The organism is Sphingomonas chlorellae, assembly GCF_056485145.1.
Window position 1 is genome coordinate 135,702 of record NZ_JBQXXM010000002.1, and the last position, 16,751, is coordinate 152,452.

General features: G+C 59.5%; 17 protein-coding genes. 5 read left to right on the forward strand and 12 right to left on the reverse strand.

The window, feature by feature from the left end; translation table 11 throughout:
• Positions 1 to 267: 267 nt before the first annotated feature.
• A complete protein-coding gene (locus ACT3CF_RS07045; protein ID WP_478421515.1) occupies positions 268 to 1,191 on the forward strand; it encodes an alpha/beta hydrolase in 924 nt (307 codons plus the stop codon).
• Positions 1,192 to 1,215: 24 nt separating this feature from the next.
• Here the strand turns inward: ACT3CF_RS07045 and ACT3CF_RS07050 are convergent, their stop codons facing one another.
• The 10 genes from ACT3CF_RS07050 to ACT3CF_RS07095 all read right to left on the reverse strand — a co-directional run bounded on the left by ACT3CF_RS07050 (position 1,216) and on the right by ACT3CF_RS07095 (position 9,158).
• Positions 1,216 to 1,845 carry a NeuD/PglB/VioB family sugar acetyltransferase gene (locus ACT3CF_RS07050; protein ID WP_478421517.1) on the reverse strand — a complete coding sequence of 210 codons (630 nt, stop codon included), beginning with the start codon at positions 1,843 to 1,845 and terminating at the stop codon, positions 1,216 to 1,218.
• On the reverse strand, positions 1,842 to 2,603 hold the full coding sequence (locus tag ACT3CF_RS07055; RefSeq protein WP_478421518.1) for an SDR family NAD(P)-dependent oxidoreductase: 762 nt from the start codon (positions 2,601 to 2,603) through the stop codon (positions 1,842 to 1,844). Before ACT3CF_RS07055 ends, ACT3CF_RS07050 begins: the two co-directional genes overlap by 4 nt.
• 15 nt (positions 2,604 to 2,618) lie before the next feature.
• Positions 2,619 to 3,401 (reverse strand): SDR family NAD(P)-dependent oxidoreductase, encoded by a 783-nt coding sequence (locus ACT3CF_RS07060; RefSeq protein WP_478421519.1) that lies wholly within the window; start codon positions 3,399 to 3,401, stop codon positions 2,619 to 2,621.
• Complete coding sequence (locus ACT3CF_RS07065) at positions 3,398 to 3,619, reverse strand: hypothetical protein (protein ID WP_478421521.1); 222 nt, start codon at positions 3,617 to 3,619, stop codon at positions 3,398 to 3,400. The genes ACT3CF_RS07060 and ACT3CF_RS07065 overlap by 4 nt, the downstream gene beginning before the upstream one ends.
• A 2-nt stretch (positions 3,620 to 3,621) precedes the next feature.
• Complete coding sequence (locus ACT3CF_RS07070) at positions 3,622 to 4,698, reverse strand: 3-oxoacyl-ACP synthase III family protein (RefSeq protein WP_478421522.1); 1,077 nt, start codon at positions 4,696 to 4,698, stop codon at positions 3,622 to 3,624.
• Positions 4,695 to 4,925 (reverse strand): phosphopantetheine-binding protein, encoded by a 231-nt coding sequence (locus ACT3CF_RS07075; RefSeq protein ID WP_478421523.1) that lies wholly within the window; start codon positions 4,923 to 4,925, stop codon positions 4,695 to 4,697. Before ACT3CF_RS07075 ends, ACT3CF_RS07070 begins: the two co-directional genes overlap by 4 nt.
• Positions 4,922 to 5,740, reverse strand: coding sequence for an N-acetyltransferase family protein (locus tag ACT3CF_RS07080; protein WP_478421525.1), 819 nt, complete (start codon positions 5,738 to 5,740; stop codon positions 4,922 to 4,924). The genes ACT3CF_RS07075 and ACT3CF_RS07080 overlap by 4 nt, the downstream gene beginning before the upstream one ends.
• Positions 5,741 to 7,279 (reverse strand): amino acid adenylation domain-containing protein, encoded by a 1,539-nt coding sequence (locus tag ACT3CF_RS07085; protein WP_478421526.1) that lies wholly within the window; start codon positions 7,277 to 7,279, stop codon positions 5,741 to 5,743.
• A 181-nt stretch (positions 7,280 to 7,460) separates the two neighbouring features.
• Entirely contained in the window at positions 7,461 to 8,057 is a 597-nt protein-coding gene (locus ACT3CF_RS07090; protein WP_478421527.1) for a sugar transferase, read from the reverse strand.
• Positions 8,058 to 8,060: 3 nt separating this feature from the next.
• Positions 8,061 to 9,158 (reverse strand): DegT/DnrJ/EryC1/StrS family aminotransferase, encoded by a 1,098-nt coding sequence (locus tag ACT3CF_RS07095; protein ID WP_478421915.1) that lies wholly within the window; start codon positions 9,156 to 9,158, stop codon positions 8,061 to 8,063.
• Positions 9,159 to 9,564: 406 nt separating this feature from the next.
• Here ACT3CF_RS07095 and wecB point away from each other — a divergent pair, with 406 nt between their 5' ends.
• From wecB to ACT3CF_RS07110, 3 genes are read left to right on the forward strand one after another with little or no spacing between them, the layout of a single operon-like run.
• The gene (wecB, locus tag ACT3CF_RS07100) at positions 9,565 to 10,686 is read left to right on the forward strand and encodes a non-hydrolyzing UDP-N-acetylglucosamine 2-epimerase (protein ID WP_478421529.1); all 1,122 of its coding nucleotides are present in this window, start codon (positions 9,565 to 9,567) and stop codon (positions 10,684 to 10,686) included.
• 23 nt (positions 10,687 to 10,709) lie between these two features.
• A complete protein-coding gene (locus ACT3CF_RS07105; RefSeq protein WP_478421530.1) occupies positions 10,710 to 12,041 on the forward strand; it encodes a lipopolysaccharide biosynthesis protein in 1,332 nt (443 codons plus the stop codon).
• Between the two features lie 54 nt (positions 12,042 to 12,095).
• Entirely contained in the window at positions 12,096 to 13,166 is a 1,071-nt protein-coding gene (locus ACT3CF_RS07110) for a glycosyltransferase family protein (protein ID WP_478421531.1), read from the forward strand.
• Here ACT3CF_RS07110 and ACT3CF_RS07115 read toward each other — a convergent pair.
• Positions 13,136 to 14,338, reverse strand: coding sequence for a hypothetical protein (locus tag ACT3CF_RS07115; protein ID WP_478421533.1), 1,203 nt, complete (start codon positions 14,336 to 14,338; stop codon positions 13,136 to 13,138). The genes ACT3CF_RS07110 and ACT3CF_RS07115 overlap by 31 nt on opposite strands.
• 373 nt (positions 14,339 to 14,711) lie before the next feature.
• Between ACT3CF_RS07115 and ACT3CF_RS07120 the strand changes: the two genes are divergently transcribed.
• Positions 14,712 to 15,941 (forward strand): hypothetical protein, encoded by a 1,230-nt coding sequence (locus tag ACT3CF_RS07120; protein ID WP_478421535.1) that lies wholly within the window; start codon positions 14,712 to 14,714, stop codon positions 15,939 to 15,941.
• Here ACT3CF_RS07120 and ACT3CF_RS07125 read toward each other — a convergent pair.
• On the reverse strand, positions 15,938 to 16,738 hold the full coding sequence (locus tag ACT3CF_RS07125; protein ID WP_478421537.1) for a glycosyltransferase family 2 protein: 801 nt from the start codon (positions 16,736 to 16,738) through the stop codon (positions 15,938 to 15,940). The genes ACT3CF_RS07120 and ACT3CF_RS07125 overlap by 4 nt on opposite strands.
• Positions 16,739 to 16,751 lie beyond the last annotated feature (13 nt).

The following is a 16,751-nucleotide window of genomic DNA, read 5'->3' on the forward strand; positions in this document are numbered from 1 at the left end:
GCTTGTGTTTACAACAAGAGGGATGGTCGCCGTGCAAATCACGCTGAGGGGAGGGCCGGAAGACGATGCCGATGAACAGCGTGCATCTTTGACGGGGAATTGGCGGGCGTGCGGAGCGGCACATGGCATGTGTGGCAACCAACGTGGCCAGTCCGAGGCATATGTCTGATTTGTTTCGAGTTTGAACAAACTAGAACAGTTGCTTAGAGTAGGCTAGGCAGGGGCAGCCTTTCCCCAGCTCACTATGCACGCCCTTCGTCGAGCGTGATGATTGCCTATGCATTAGGTATACGGCAAAGCGGCGACCCTCCAAACTGGCTAGCTCGGGAAAAGTTTTTGACTAGGTCACCGCGACAGATCGTAACGGCTGGCGACATCGCAATATCCGGGTTGCTTGGAGTACCCGAAGGCGTTGCCCCCGGTGCGCCCCTCTTGGTCGCGATCCACGGGAGCGGATGTCACGGCGGCTATTTCGATCTGCCGAACAACTCGCTCCTCGATGCCGCGGTGGCCCGCGGCCTGCCGGTCTTGCTCGTCGATCGGCCAGGGCACGGAGCAAGTCCAACTGCTTTCTCCGGTTCTGCGATTGACGGCAGCGTCGATGCCGTCGCGCTCCTGATCGACGAGGTTCAACGCGCCACTGCGGATGCTCGGGGGCGACGCGTGTCAATCTTAGGCCATTCCTTTGGCGCCGCAGTTGCAATCACTTACGCGGCACGGGCTAAGAATGTCGCATCGCTGTGCATCTCGGGCATAGGCGACGTGCCAAATGCTGCTTATTCCGACGATTTGCGTACCCGCTCGGCTGGCGACGGTGCCCGTCCGTCCCCTCAATGGTTCTTTGGCCCTTCAAGCACCTACGAGGCGAAGGACATTCTTGCTCTTCGCGCGGTGGCTGCGCCGTGGCGTAAGGATGAAGTCGACGAACTTAATCAAAGCTGGCCTGCCCGTTGGCCACAAGCGGTTGCGGCGATCACCTGTCCAGTGCATCTGCGGATCGCCGAGTTCGAACGCATTTGGCAAGCGACACCGGACGACGTCAAACGCATGGCGTCTGCGTTCCATAGCGCACCATTTGTAGATGCGGCCATCGCGCCAGATGGGGGCCATCTTTATGAGGCACATCGACGGGGCCCGGAGCTCATCGCCGCGCAACTCGACTTCGTGATGGCACGCGCTACCGAAACCTAAGCCCCGACGGCCAGACGCGCGCCTTCAACCATCAATGCGTTTGGCCGGGTTGCCGAAGACGGTGGAATGCGCGCGAACGTTTCGCAGCACCACACTGCCGAGACCAACTCTGGCCCAGTCCCCTACCCGCTTTCCGGGGTAAATCATCGACCCCGCACCCAAGGTAACGCCCTCTCCAACATGAGCGCTGCCATTGACGCTCACCGATCCCAGCAGCGACGAATAGGCTCCAACTACGGCGTCATGCCCAATGCCCGACCCCCCGTTGACCAGCACATGTTCGCCGAGCACGCTGTCAGTCGAAATCCGACAATAGGGGCAAATGACCGTTCCCGCGCCGATGCGGGTTGCTAGCCCGACGACCGCGCTTTCATGGATATAGGTTTCCGCCTGCCATCCGCGCGCCGCCAGCATCAGCGCAAGCCGCTTCTTCTTCACTGGGTCGGCGACCGCAAGCAGGTACCTCGGCGGCGGGGCGTGCCAGCTATCGGGATGCAACACCGGCAACTCGTGACAAACGCCGCCCGCATCAGGGCCTTCGGAAATGAAGGCGACGGCGCTGAAGCGCTCACGCTGCGCAGGGCTTTCGCCCTCGATCCAGCCGAGCAACTCGCGCCCCAGGCCGCCCGTTCCGACGATGACGAATGGCTTCATGCGGAGATATTCGCCGAACGGCCGCCATCGACAACCATCTGGTGACCGGTGATCCAGCGTGCCTTGTCCGACAGCAGGAACCCCACGGCATTGCTGATGTCCGATGGCAAGCCGACGCCCAGCGGATAGTCGCGCGTCAATCGATCGGCCATTTCGGCGTCGGCATACATCGCTTCGGTCATCGGCGTGCGCACACCGCCGGGAAGCACCGAGTTGACACGCACGTCCGGCCCCAGTTCAACCGCCAGAGCCTTCATCAAGCCGTCGAGCGCCGCCTTGCTGGCGCAATAGGCCGCAAATCCCTTGGCGCCGAACTGGCTGGCAATGCTAGAGATAAAGACAATACTTTCCAGCGCTTTGTGGTTAACGTTCCTGCGCAGCAGCAATCGGGTGATTTCCATCGCGGCGAACGTGTTGATGTTCATCACCTCTTGCGCATGAGCGATGCTAATGCTGCGCAGGGGCAGCACCTTCAACATCGCGGCGCAGTGTACGAAACCGGTAACGCATGCATCATTTACCGCCAGGAATGCCGGGAGCGCATCGGCCAGTGAGGCGACATCGCCCAGATCGCGTGCCCAGACTAGGTGCCGCCCGGAATCGTTGCATGCCAGCCGCGTCTCCTCCAGCCGATCGGCATCACGGCCGTTCAGGATCAAGCGATACTGGCGCGACAAATCGATCGCCATTTCACGACCGATGCCGGACGATGCACCGGTGATCAGGACGTAACGGTCCTTGCCCTCAGGTTCCGACAATCCAACTCTCCAATCCTAACGGGCGAGGTATCCGCCGTCCACAACAAGGACCGAACCCGTGATCCAGCGGGCCGTGTCGGCAAGCAGGAAGGCGGCCGCGTTGGCGACATCTTCCGGCAGCCCAAAACCCAATGGATGCTGGTCCTCGACCGCCTTTTTCTGCGCTTCGTCCCAAAGGCGCTCGGTTCGTTCAAACAAGGGCGTCTTCACGAACCCTGGGGCAATGCAATTGACGCGGATGCCACGGCCAGCCAACTCCAGCGCGAGCGAACGCGACATACCCTCCAACGCAGCCTTGCTCATCGAATAGGAAATGGCGCCCGGCGAACCAACGCTGCCCATCACGCTGGAAAGGTAGACGATCGAACCGTGCGTGCCGGCATAGACTTTCTTGCTGGCCATGCACTTGCCGAGTACGAGCGCCGCTTCTGTGTTGATCGCAAACACACGGCGCCAGACGTCCATCTGCAAGGTGCGCACCGGGGCTATGGCCTGCATGCCCGCGCAATGGACGACGCCGTTCACCAATCCGCCCGCCGCGACGCATCCGGAAACCACATCTCCGATTGCGTCGATGTCCGACAGATCGGCAACGTGGACGTGCGCGCGTTCGCTGCCGTTCAACTCGTCATGCATAGCCGCGAGACCGCTGCCATCAAGATCGACCAACGAAAGTTGAGCACCGAGCCGATGCAGCAGCAATGCTGTGCTCCGACCGATGCCCGAACTCGCGCCGGTAACGATGTAATGGCGTCCCTCGAGCCCCAGCGGATTGAATGCCATGGGATTCTCGGTCACGCGGCTTTCTTGGCGACGATCCGCTGATAAAGTTCCTCGATCGTCGTCGCGCCATTGATTTCCTGCGCCGTCATGTTGACGCCGAATTGCGAATCGGCAAGCGCCGCGACGGAAAGAACTGCCAGCGAGTCCCAGCTTTCAAATCCACCCAATTCATCCGTCGCCTTGACATTGTCCTCCTCGAGGATTTCCGCCATCTCAACCAGGAATTCGTCCATACTCACTTCACCTCACTATATTCGATCATTTCGCAGAAATCGAGCGGGCCCAAATCCATCAGCATGGCGCCCCACGTCAAGCCGACGCCAAAGCCGGCCAGACATACGTGCAGCCTTTCCGATGACAGCCTATCCTTCAGGTTGAACACCGCGGCCATCGGAATCGTCACGCCGCTGGAATTCCCAAAATGCTCAACGATGTTGCTGGGCATCTTGTCGTGCGGGACCTTTAACTTGTCCGCCAGCTTCTGCAGCATGAATCGATTAGGCTGGTGGCAAAGAAAAGCGTCGACGTCCTCGACATGCGTGTCGGTCTCCGCCAACAGGCCGCCGATCAGTTCCGGCACTTCGCTCATCACGAAGTTGAAGACGGCTGAGCCGTCCATTTTGAGATTGTCGAGCGCACGGAAGTTCCCTTCCGCATCCTCGATCTGTTCCGCGGTGCTCGCGTCAGAGGGCAGCCGCATTCCACCGGCCGGGATCATCAGCGCCTCGCGCCGCGATCCGTCCATCTTCATCCGAACCTCGACGTCTCGCATGCCTTCGCGCCGTTCGAGCACGGCCACCGACGCCGCGTCCCCGATCAGCGGATAGCTGTTGCGGTCGCGCGCCGAAACCTTGCGGCTGAGCACGTCGACGTTCACCAGCAACACCTTGCCGATCGCCGGCTGATCCAGCAGCATGAAGCCCAGCATTGCGCCGATCAGAAAGCCGGCGCAGCCCTGATTCACGTCCAAGCAAAAGACGTCGTGGTGCAGGCCGAGACGCCCGTGCACCACCGTCGCGGTGCCCGGCATCAGGTAGTCGGGCGACTGGGTCACCAGGATCAGCCCGCCGATCTCTTCCTTGAGGATGCGTCCTTGGGCCAGCAGATGCTCGATCGCCGCGACCGCCAGATCCGACGAGCAGACCGGCCCCTCGACGATGCGGTGCCGGTCATAGCCCATCACCTCCTTGAGCTTGAGCGACCGGGCTGGCGAAAAGTTGAAATTCGCCATTTCGTCGACGAATTTGCGCTCGTGCGCCGGCACGATCGTCAGCAACCCGGTGATAGCCTTGCCGCGGTAGGTGAGTTTCATGGCGTCACCCCGTGCCGCACCAACAGCGCTTCGATCGCTTTGATGTTGCAGAAATTCTCAGGAACGATTTCCATCCCGTCAATCGAGATGCCATAGGCCTGATCGACTTCCGATACGAGTGTCACCAGGTCAAAGGAGTCGAGTACTCCTTCCTCAAAAAAATCGCTGGACTGGCTGAAATCGAATTCAGGGCGAATATTTTGAAGAATGTTGGCGATTTTGGTCATCGAATATCCTTATGGCAGACCAAGATATGATCCTGTAGCCCGTCTTCAGCAAAGCCATAGTGGCGATAAATGGCGATCGAACGCGTGTTGTCGCCCTTGACCCACAAAACCAGACGCCTTGCTTCGGCGCACCGAGACAGAAATCCCGCCATCAAGCGGCGTCCAACCCCCTCGCCACGCGCCATGTCGTCCACATGCCAAAAACGCAAGTGGCCCAACTGGCCCTTCAGATCGTACATCAGCATGCCGGCGATCGCCATCCCGCGCCGGACGATCAGCAGGCGCCCAGCCGCCGCAGCGGATTCGAGTTCGGCGAGATCCGGCAATTGCTCGGTGAAACGATCGAGCAGTCGTTGCAGGAATGCCAGGACCGTCGCGGCGTCTTCCGGGGACGCGATCTCTGGCTCCAGGCCCGCCATCGATGTCGGCACCCCCGTCCCCGGCGCTTGAACCCGCGTCATGCGGCGCAAATAATCGTGGCGGACGAAACCGGCTTCGGCATAGCGCGCGCACAATCCCGCCAGCGCATCGCCCTGTCCGATCAGGTCCGCGGTATAGATGCCTGCGGAAAGGGCCTGGAGGGCCCGGGTGAGGGCCGCGCCGTCCTCAGCCAGATGATAGACGTGACGGAAGTCGGCATCCTGCAGCAACAGCAGCAGGGCGCCCTCCGAACGCAACATCGCGAGCCGCCCGGACGCACACCAGCTTTCGACCTGATCCGGCCTCGCATAGAAATTGCTGGTATATGCCGGCGAAGACCGCCGAACCGCCGCGATGTGCTGCTGGCACGCCACCCAGCTGTTGACGGGCTCCATTCAGCCGTTTTCCTTCAGCCACTCCACCAAGCCGTTACGGTCGATCTTGCCGTTGGGGTTCATCGGCAGCCGTTCCATCGAATGGAACGCGGTCGGCAACATATACTTGGGAAAGATTTCCGATAGCGCCTGGCGTATCGTCGCCACCGGGACGGCGGCGTCTGCCGGCTGGTAGAACAGCGTGATCGCCTTCTTCGGATGGTCATAAAGTACGCATGCATTCGCGATCCCCGGAATGCCGAGCACCTGATGCTCGATTTCGGGCAATTCGATGCGATAGCCCATGTGCTTGACCTGGTAGTCCTTGCGCCCGGCCAGGAAGATCCGGCCATCCTCGCGCCGCATGGCGAGGTCGCCCGTGCGATAGATCAGTTCCGGATAGCGCTTGTTCAGCGGATTCTGGACGAATGCCCGGGCCGTCTTTTCTGGGTCGTTCCAGTAGCCCAGCGCCAGCGAGCTGCCGCGGACGCAGAGTTCACCGAGTTCGTCTACCGAGCATGCCTGGTCATGCTCGTTCAGGATCAGGATGTCGGTATTGCGGCACGGATACCCGATCGACAAGGGTTCGTCGTCCGCCATGTCGCCTTCGATGACGTAATAGGTGCAGTCGACATGGATCTCGATTGGGCCGTAGAGATTGACGAAGCGCGCGCTCGGCAGCGCCTTTCGCCACATGTTGAGGTGCCGCGTCGGGAATACTTCCCCCGCGAAAAACACGGTGCGCAGATCCGGCAGAGCCACCCTGTCCAGCAGCCCCAGATTGGCGATGTTCACCATGATCGTGGGCACCCAGAAAATGAAGCTCACCCGCTGGGCTGCCAAAAACTCGACCAGCTTCGCCGGAAAGATCGCAAGCTGCTCGGGGACGATCACCAGCGTCGCGCCTTTCGCGAGGCAGAGATTCAGCTCAAGCGTGTAGATGTCGAAATAGAATGGCGAAAGGCTGCCGATGACGTCTTCACGGCCAAGAGGGAACGTATCAAAGACCCAGTCCATGAAGTCGATGGTGCCGCGATGGCTCAGGGTCACGCCCTTCGGCGTTCCGGTCGAACCCGACGTATTAATGATGCAGATCGGATCGGTGTCGATGATATTTGCAACACGCGCGTCGATCCGGGCATGATCCGGGGCGGTCACGGCGGCGACGGCCTCATCGATCAGAACGACGTCGGCTTCTTCCACGCCCGCGGCCAGCACTTCCGCCATGCGGTCGCGCGTGGTTACGACGAGGCGGGGCCCGATATTGGTGATGATGTTCTTCAGCCGCTGGGCCGGCGACTTTACGTCGAGATTGGTATAGACGTTGCCGCTATAGAGAACCGCCAGATCTGCGACAACGACGTTGGCGCTCTTGGGAAGATAGACGGCGATCGGTTCGCACAAGATGGCTGCCTTCTCGATCAGCAGCGTCGCAAGACACTTCGCCTGGTGCTGTAGCTGGGCAAAGGTCAGCCGGACGTCGCCATCGATGACAGCGATCTTGTCAGGACATTCGCGCGCAGCACCCTGTTCGAAATAGGCAAGCACATTAAGCTGCATCAACATCTCCGGAGAGAGAATAAAAGATCATTTTGTGGCGCCGCGAAGCGCCAGCGGTCGGGTAGCTCATTGGCCGGGCAATGGAAAGGCGGCGGGCCAGCGAGGTGATCCTGCGCCTGTTATCAAGGGTGAGAACTTCGATGGAACGTTGCGCCTCAGCCTCCGTGTCATTTCAGGGCCGTCACTCCCGTTTGCCCAGAAACTCGGGCATTGTCGCGGACTCTGCCGAGTTGATGCCGTCGCGCCGCACCACCTGGATCACCGTCGCGAACAGGATCTTGATGTCGACCCAGATCGAATGATTGTCGACATACCAGATGTCATATTCGAACTTCTCGTCCCACGAGATCGCATTGCGGCCCTTGATCTGGGCGAGCCCCGTGATGCCGGGCTTCACGTCGTGGCGCCGCGCCTGTTCGGGCGAATAGCGGTCGAGATACAGCATCAGCAGCGGGCGCGGGCCTACCAGGCTCATTTCGCCGACCAGCACGTTCCACAGTTCCGGCAGTTCGTCGAGGCTGGTGGCTCGAAGAAAGCGGCCCACCCGCGTCAGCCGATCGGCATCGGGCAGCGGCCGGCCATCCTTGTCGCACGCATTCGACATCGTGCGGAACTTGACCATCATGAAAGGCCGGCCGCCCAGGCCGGGCCGCTTCTGGCGGAAGAGGATCGGCCGCCCCATGCTGACCCAGACGAGCACCGCCGACAACAGGATGATGGGCGACAGCAGCAGTAGCGCCGTCAGCGCACCCACAATGTCCATCAGGCGCTTGAGCATCGCTCAGCGTTCCGCCAGCCGCTCGGCGATTGCACAGACGCGGTCCAGATCGGCGTCGCTCATCGCCGAGCCAGACGGCAGGCAAAGTCCGTCATCGAACGCGCGCGCAGCCACGTCGCCACCACGATAGCTGGCACCCGCGAACACCGGCTGCAGATGCATCGGCTTCCATAGCGGTCGGCTTTCGATATTCTCGGCCTCGAGCGCCAGCCGCAGCTGCTCGCGATCAAAGCCTGCCTGGGCAGGATCGATCCGGACGGTAGTCAGCCAGCGATTGGCCCGCATCCCCGCCGCTTCGCCGCTGAACCGAAGTCCGGGCAGCTTGCCGAGGCGCTCGCGATAGCGATCATTGATCCGCCGCCTCGCCGCGACCCGCTGCTCGAGCACGCGCAACTGGCCGACCCCGATCGCCGCGCACACGTTGCTCAACCGATAGTTATAGCCATAGGTCGTATGCTCGTAATGCGGTGCGGGATCGCGCGCCTGTGTTGACAGGAAACGCGCCCGTTCGATCGCCGCCCCGTCGTCGCTTGCCAGTGCGCCACCGCCCGACGTGGTGATAATCTTGTTGCCGTTAAACGACAAAATCGTGAAATCGGCGCCCTTGCCGGCATGGCGTCCATCGCGATAGGCGCCGACGGCTTCCGCAGCGTCGCTCACCCACGTAAAGCCGTAATCGTCTGCGAGCGCGCGCATGCGTCCGGCGTCGACGACATGCCCGTAAAGATCAGTCGTAATCACGACCTTCGGAAGCTTTCCGCCTGCGCGCGCGCGCGTCAGTTCACTTTCCAGCAGGTCGAGATCGAGCAGGAACTGGTCGCCTTCGATGTCCAGGAACACCGGAGTAGCGCCGGCGTAGAGAATCGGAGCCACGCCGCCGATAAAGGTCATGGTCGAACTCCATACCGCGTCGCCATTCTCGATGCCGGCAAGGCGAAGCGCAAGATGGAGGGCCGCGGTCCCGCTCGAAAGTGCCGCGACATGGGCGATGCCGGTCAGCGCCGAAAGATCCTGTTCGAATTGCGTGACCATCGGGCCGGTGGGCGCGATCCAATTGGAGGCGAACACATCCTGGACCAGCGGCAGCTCATCCCCGCCCATGTGCGGGGCCGAAAGAAACAAGCGATCGTGCACGTACCCACCCTACTCGCTGCGACATGGCGACCAACCCCCGCCATCAGGTGGGGACTGCCTAAGCCTCGGAGCCGGCGTGTCAATGGCGGGCGGGAGTCATTCATTTCGGCCTGCGCGGCTCTTCGGTTTCTAGGGTCGCCGTTTCGCCCGATCTTGTCGGTAACCGCAGCTTTTCAACCGAACGCGTCGGATGAACCGGGGCGACTCAGCTCCGTCGCTGCTGACAATGACGACAATATTGTGTCGGCATCTGACATTGCGTTCGCGAGCGGTCGGGCGATATCATAGACGTCGGGCCATCGGTCTCCTCTCGCCGCGAAAGCCTTTTCTCGTTGTGCGCCGTTCGCTATCGCCGTCTCCGGAGGAATATTTGATGAAAGTCATGAGCATCTTCGGCACGCGTCCGGAGGCAATAAAACTTGCACCCGTGGTCCGCGCGTTCGAACAGCGTCCGGATATAACGCATGTGACCTGCGTAACCGGACAGCATCGCGAAATGCTCGACCAAGTTTTGGATCTATTCGGAATTGAGCCGCAATATGACCTTGGAGTCATGCGTCCTCGTCAGCATCTTTCCGAACTCGCCGCGAACGTGCTGTTGTCGCTTGATGAAGTGCTAGTACGGGAGTCTCCTGACTGGGTCGTCGTCCAGGGCGATACGACTTCCGCCTTTGCTGCCGGGCTGGCTGCATTCCATCGCAAGATTCGCGTGGCGCATGTTGAAGCTGGTCTTCGCACTGGAAGCATCGTCTCGCCTTGGCCCGAAGAGGCGAACCGCCGTCTCTTGACGACGATTTCGAATCTCCACTTCGCGCCGACGCCCCGATCCGCTGACAATTTGCTGGCGGAGCACGTCGATCCATCGACCGTTGAGGTCACCGGCAACACGGTTATCGACGCCTTGCACCAAATCGTCCGCCAGATCGATGAAGATCGCGAATTTGCAGAACGGGCCAGCGCGGATCTGCCATCTTTCGACTCGAACAAGCGGCTCATCTTGGTCACGAGCCACCGGCGGGAGAATTTTGGTGACGGCCTACGTCAGATATGCGTCGCCATCCGAACGCTGGCGCAGCGCGACGACGTGGAGTTGATCTATCCGGTCCATCTCAATCCCGCGGTTCGAGATGTGGTGCACGAGATGCTTGGCGGCGTTCCCAACATACATCTGGTTGCCCCGCTGAGTTATCTACCCTTTGTGGGGCTTCTGAAGCGCTGCCATCTCGTCGTCACCGACTCCGGGGGGATTCAGGAAGAGGCGCCGTCGCTTGGCAAACCGGTTTTGGTCATGCGCGATACCACGGAACGCCCCGAAGCGATCGAGAGCGGCAGTGCACGTTTGGTCGGGCCCACCGCAAGCCGGATACTTGCAGAGGCCAATCGCCTGCTCGACGATCCGGCACAATATGCTGCCATGGTTAAAGGCGGCAGCCCCTATGGCGACGGTAAGGCCGCCGCCCGCATTGTTTCGCGCATTACCTCATCTTTGTCATGACGACAGCCCGTGGCCGTCGCGTTATGGCCCATTTTCCTAAGATGATTACGGGGCTCGCGGGGCGCCTCCAGACCCATGTCCGCGTCAACGCGGTGCTCCATGGCATCTTTTTCTCCGTGGTCGGATCGGGCGGTAATCGGGCGCTGCAGATCGGTGCCTTGCTGATCATTGCCGCTGCACCACACGAGCGAGGTCTCGCGCAGGTTTCCTCGTTGTTGTTGTGGGGGGGCATTCTCGGTCTTGCCATTTCTCCCGGCTTTTCCCTGCCACTGGTTTCTGCGATCGCGGGTGCTCGCGCGCGCGGCGAAAAGGGAGCTCCAATGGTGCTCTCCATGGTGTTAATGGGAGCCGCGCTCGCTGCCGGAGTTGCTGTCGCGGTTGCGGTCTCCGCTCCCGTTGCCCCGACGGGCATTTCGAAGCTGCGTTTCTGCGTGACGCTTGCGGTCCTCTCAGGCGGCATCTGTGCCCAGGCAGTCGCCCTTTCCGGTCTCGTGGCCGAGGGGGCTTACGCTCGTTCCGCGATAAGCGGATTGGCTCTCGGGGGACTGCAGGTCGCGGCCGCGCTTCTCACGCGCAGTCCACAGGAAACCGTCATTCTTGTCGCCGGTGCGGCGCTGGCTGCTGCTTCGTTGAGCGGCCTGATGCTTTTGCGCACGACGCAACGTCACGATCGCGCCGCGTCCGCCCGATTCTCGGCGTGGCGAAACACCGTCGGGCGAATCCCCTCCGCGCTGATCGGCTCTTCAGTTGTCGAGCCGACCAACTTGGTGGTGCTCAGCTATATCTTTAGTCGATCCTCCCCGTCCGTTAATGCCACAATCATCACGATTGCTCAGCAATGGATGGGGCTCATCATGTTCGTGCCCGCGGCCTTGAACCAAGTGACGATGCCACGGTTGGCGCGGTGGTATGAACGACGGGAAATTAAATCATTTCGGCGCGGAGCAAGGTTGGTATTCGCCGCCAACACGGTGCTGGTCACGACGCCGGCGCTAATTCTATTTTTGTGCGGGCCTATTCTGCTGGGGCTCTATCATCAAGGAAATGCTGTGTACCCATTCTTCATTCTCGTCGCAGCAGGGTGGATTAGCGCTATGGTTTTCCCGTTCGGAACCATGCTGATGGGAATGGGGAAGTTTCGGGCGACTGCCGCTGGCAATGTCTTGTGGGCGGTGGTATTTATCCTGGCGTCCCTTGCATTGTCATCGCGCTCGACGGCGGGTTTCGCCGAAGCAAGGCTGGTCTCGTACGCGCTGTTCGGTGTGTCGATCGGTCTGTGGACGCTTTGGCAGATCAAATCGCTACCTTCCGGCTACGGCGGGTATCCGCCGGAACTGCCCTCCTCCAAGCCCTGATTTGGCGCCAAGTTCAAATTGCCCTCCGGTAGAAAATAACTAAGGTATGCCCGCGTGAAAGTTGTCATATTTTCCTATTTCGACCTCACTAAGGTCTACGGGGCGGTTTGGACGGTGGCTCGGTTTCTTCAGAACCGGGGGTGCGAGGTCGAGGTGGTCTATCTTGGCGCGCACGCGCGCTGCTCCGATGATTCCGGCATTTCAGTAAACATCGTTGCGGCAGGCGCCACCTCGGGATGGAAGCGTGCAATTGCAGCGCTGGGAGCTGCATGGCGCGCGCGCGCAGCACGCGCTGATGCGATCCTCCTTATCGGCGGCCGCTCCGTGCTGTTCGGATTGCCGCTGTGGAAGGTGCAGCGCGCACGCACTGCCGTGTTGGCCTATGAACTGGAAGGAGATTCTACGATCGAGCGCGTCGCCAATTGGCTTATTCGATCGATCGACATTCTCGTTGATGTCAATCGCCATCGTGCGCGGATCCGACGGCGCGTTGCCCGGGCGCCGGATCTTGTGGTTCGCAACGTACCTGATTCCGTGACGCAGGCGCAGATAAACGCGCTGCGGGCTACACCTCGCATGCCCTCAGCGAACAAGCTCATGTACGGGGGGCTGATTGCAACCTACCAGGGCATTTCGCTGCTAGTAAGCGCCTTCGCGCGCTCCAGCGCCACTGAACTCGAACTGATCGGTCCGGTAGTCGACCCAAAATACGTTGATCGTCTCCGCAAAATCGCGCTTCCACATGACAAGACGCTCGTCATCAGTCCGGCGGTGCCCCGCGCAGAACTGATGCAACGGCTCTGGTCAGAGGCGGCCGCGCTGGTCTGCCTCTATCCTGTACCCGCAGAGGCGGGTAGGATGGGGAAGCTCAACGTTCGATATGCAGAGCCGACCAAGTTCTACGAGTTTCTGCTGCTCGGATTGCCGCTCGTTTCGACGCGTCACCCCAGTCTCCCCACCGATCTGCCGGGCGTGTTTGTTTCCGAGGAAGACGAGGCGTCCTTGGCGGAGGCGATCGACTCGGCGTTGGCGTACTCCTCCAGTAACCTCGGGCGGGCGGTCGACCGGGCGATCGAGCTGCCCTCTTACGAAGATCAACTCGAGCGCCTTTTAGCCTTGCTGTAGAGCGGACTGCTGATCACTCCTCCCTGATCCCCGTTCGCGCGCCAGATGTGCGGGCGATTGCTTCTTACATCGATAACGATATCATCTCCGCACTGATGCGCCATGGCGTAATAGCCCCAGAAGCCGGGTCCGGTGATGTTGGCATGCCCTCCGGAAATTCGCACGTGATTGGCGTTATAGACGCTGACACCGTGTCGCTCATATTGGTTATCGAGGGCATAGACGCCGTCATATACCATCGTTCCGTTCCGAAATGGTTTGCCTGTCGTTGCGTCCACGCCAAAGAAGATCAGCGCTCCGTCGCCGGTGGTCTGTCCACTGGGATCCGAAAGCCGGCAATTCTGGACGCTGATGTTCCGTGCTAACGGGTGGCCCGGCCACCGCACATGATGGAATAACATTCCACCTGCATTGTCTCGCATGTCAACGCCGCGAAACAGAATGTCCTCGAATCCTTCACCGGGTAGCTCGCTCTCGCAATCCCATGGTCGGCCAAACGGCCCACCATTGAACATCCGAGCCATGCCACCCGATCGGACATCTGGGGAATGACCGGGCGCATGCTTTCCGTTGTTTCGTAGGTTTCCACCGACAATTCGAAGACCCTTCACGCCCATGAGCGATCCACCATGGCGACCGTTCCATTGAAAATCGGGCGCTTCCATTGATATCTCGCGGTGGAAATAGGAGCCGCCGGGGGCCTGGCTGGCACCGCTACATGTCGTGAAGAAACCATCCGTAGCGCAATGCCAAGCCTTGCAGCGGATCAGCGTCACCCGAGAGATGGCATCAGGGAAGCCGGCGCGTAATGCCCAGCCAAAGCGCTGTCCGTCGCCGCCCGAAGTGCGAAGGTCCTGCTGATTGAGACGATTGCCGTGTACACTGCAATCTGTGAACCTCAGATCATGACGAGGCGAGCTTGTTGCGTCGATGGTATATGGCGCTCCGTCTTCCGACCCGCCGCGAAATAACAGTGCCAGATTGTGAACGTCGGAATGCGACGGCCAAGCAACTGTTCCAACCTTGTACCACATACCTTCCCGGCCGCCGCAAGGCTGGCGGTGGGCGGCTGCGAAATCCGCCATGGCCTGAACGGCGCGAGTGGAATCGATGCCCGTCATTGCGCTCGCAGCGTCGGGATAGCCCACGCCGCAGAACATTTCGGGCGTCAATTGGACGCGCGACTGCGCGGCGAGGCGTAGAGGGGCCGCGAATGTACCCGATAGGGTCGCCGCCGCGGCAAGGAAGCGGCGTCGTCTTATTGCAAAGTACAAGAACCACCTGTTGAGTTGGATTGACCGTGATCCCCCAGCGTTCGTGCGGGCTTCAAAACGGTGGTGACCGTAGTGCCATCGCATGAATGTCCGACACATACAGAGAGATCTTTATGGATTTCTTCGTCAGAGGGCAGCCCCCCACGTGTCGGCTTGCGGCGCCAAATGACTTCGCGCTAGGGCTGGGGGCATGCCATTGTCCTCTCGACTCGCTGCGCCTACCGCCCTCTCCCTCCGAAATGCAACAATAGACGGATCATGGGAGCGTGCATTGGCGCTCTACCTGGTCGGTGGGTTTGCGCTCGGAGTTGGGCTGGAATTCAATGCATCGGCTTTTTGGGGCGTCAACCTAGGGCTCGTGATCGCGGTTTGCGCTGCCTTTTTATGCGCTTGGGTTTCAATGGCCGGGAGTAAGTATTTCCCAATCTTCTCCTTTCCTGCCGTCGTCTTTTGCTCTGTGCTCATTGCTTGGTGCGTTATTTCTCCGCTCCCCACGGCGCGACTCGAAGGCCTTCCTTCAACGGACCGCTTTAATTATTATTTTGTTTATTATTATCCAGATATATTTTCATTTTCCGATCAATATGAAATCGGATTCCTGGCTTTTATGTCAGTTGCTCGATATTTTATGTCTTTTCAGACATTCTTAGTATTATGTGTTTGTATAGCCCTGCTGGGATATCTCAGAATGATGGCGGCTGCGGGAGCGGTGCGTTACTTTCCGTTCGCTGTGTGCCTCTTGATCGGGTATTTTTCCTTCTGGGCGGGTGCGCTTAACATAACCCGACAGTTTTTGGCCGGCGGCGTCATGCTAATGGGGGCGGCGTTTATTCTCCGCACGGATAAACCTGACTTCCGCAATCATCTCATGTGTGCTGGGTTCGGTATCGCGGCAACGCTAATTCACTCATCCGCGGGCCTCCTTTTCATTTTTCAAGCAGCAATGTTGCTTGAAAAACGTGAGAGAACGATCATTATTCTCTGGGGCGTAAATTTTTTGGCATTTATCGCCAATTTTCTCGAAATAAACCCGATTCGGTTTGTAACAGGCGTCGTTGATCGCCTTCAAAAGTACGATGTCCAACAACTGTCGTCGAATGATTTATCTTATGTCATTTCAACAGGGGTCGGGACGGGAAATCGCTTGGATTGGGCAGCTTTTCTTTTGGCGCCTATGTTTATTTACTGGTTTTTAGTTCGGTCTTCAAAGGGGGGCAGCGGGGACGATGTAAAAATCAGAAAATTTGCTCTGTTTTATACAGTTCTTACGATGCCATTTTATAATTTCAGCTTTTTGATTTATGCAGATCGCCTGGCGTATTTTGCATTTTTAGCAATCCCAATGTTTATTCTTGTGCTGGTAGGGGCGCCGGCAATGCGCAGCTACCGCGGGGCGGTGCTTGGCATGTTGGCCTGCGTCGCAATTTCTCAGGTCGCGGTGGGGTGGTACGGCTATACGCCGCTAAACTGGGCTAATGGTCTGCAATCGGGGTTACGTTAGCCTTTGATGAGGCGGCGGACTCTCGTTTTTAGGCCCCGCGGGACTATTGCGGCTGCGATGCCTCGCATAAGTCCCCAATAGCAGCCGGCCCGTCGCCACGAGAAGTATCGCACCATCACCCGGACGGTCGTGCGCGCAGGGCGATTGGATTTGCCGAGAACCGAACCGCCATGGACGCGATAGGTGACAAGTGGTTCCTCTACGCTGACAATCTTGCCCTTTCGCGCGATGCGCTGCACGAGATCGAAGTCTTCGGCGCCGACGAAACGATCATCGTAGCACCCGATTCTAGTAAATGTACTAGTGCGCAAAAACCACGTCGAATGAACAAAGATGTTGCGATATGCGAGTGCGCTGATCAGATCTGAGGGCAGGGACCCTCGATGTTCCCAAAGATATCGATCGTCTTCGGTTGCCAATATCGCGCCGCAACTGACCAGGTCGGCGCTAGTTCTCTCTGCCGTTTCATGCTGTTTCTGGAGTCTGGTTGGCATGCTGAAGTCGTCGGCATCCTGCCGGGCATAGTACTTATAGTTTTGACCCAGGCAAAAGCGGGCGGCGAAGTTAAGGACTGCAATCAATCCTATATTCTCCTGAAACCGACAATGGATGATATTGTCGCCTTCAATTGGCGGGTCTAGTGGTGTTCCGCCGTCCTCCACGATCAACACATCATGGGGTTCGTCGTTTCCGCGAAGTGCGGCCAAGCATGGCTCGATCCAGCGCTGCGCGTTGTAGCAGGGTACCACCACAAGGATCGGTGGGCGTGTCTGGGCCGGATCGCGGTAGTCGACCATGCGATATTCTACA